This window comes from Pseudonocardia yunnanensis (assembly GCF_039534065.1).
GTDB lineage: Bacteria > Actinomycetota > Actinomycetes > Mycobacteriales > Pseudonocardiaceae > Pseudonocardia > Pseudonocardia yunnanensis.
The window spans coordinates 1-665 of sequence record NZ_BAAAUS010000074.1 but is presented as its reverse complement, the minus strand read 5'-3'; the positions used below and the strand labels follow the sequence as shown (position 1 = coordinate 665).

Sequence of the window (665 nt, the reverse complement as noted above, 5' to 3'; positions counted from 1 at the left end):
TCGAAGCCAACCGCGGCAACGGATACCCGAACGTCGAGGCCATCCCGAAATCCAGGAAGTCCACGATCTCCCCCGCCCCGGCATCCTCATACATCCACCGGTCCTTCCCACTCCCCGAACCGGTCACCTTCCCCGCCCCCACACGCAACCCCGCCCGCGCCCAACCCCGAATCAACGCCGCCGCCGTGGTCGTCTTCCCCGCATTCATCGACGACCCCACCACCACGAACGTCCCCAACTCCGCACCACCACCCACCCCCACCGGCCCCGCGACCGGGGCCGGGATGGGCAAAGCGAAGTCATCCAACGACAACCCCACCCCCGACACCCCCACCAACGACCCCACCACCTCCAACTGCGTGGGCTCACTCCGACGCACATGCGCCGACGCCACCACCCCGACCACCCCACCCGCAGTCAACAGATGCGCCACCGACCCCGACGGCAGATACCCCTCATAAAAGTCAGTCGCATACCGATTACCCAACGCCCCCACCACCACATCACCGGGATACAACCGCACCCGACGACCATGCACATTCTCCAAATGATCATGAGCCCCCACACTCACCACCCGAGCAACCACCAGATCACCCAACCGCGGCTCACGATCAACACCCCCCAACCACACCGCCCCCCGATCCGCGACCCCCCGCGTCACATAA

At 66.0% G+C, this 665-nt stretch carries 1 pseudogene; it reads right to left on the bottom strand.

Annotated elements, in window-relative coordinates:
- Positions 1 to 433: pseudogene (locus ABD743_RS44315) on the bottom strand (DUF1611 domain-containing protein); the annotation flags it as partial.
- Between the last annotated feature and the right edge of the window lie 232 nt (positions 434 to 665).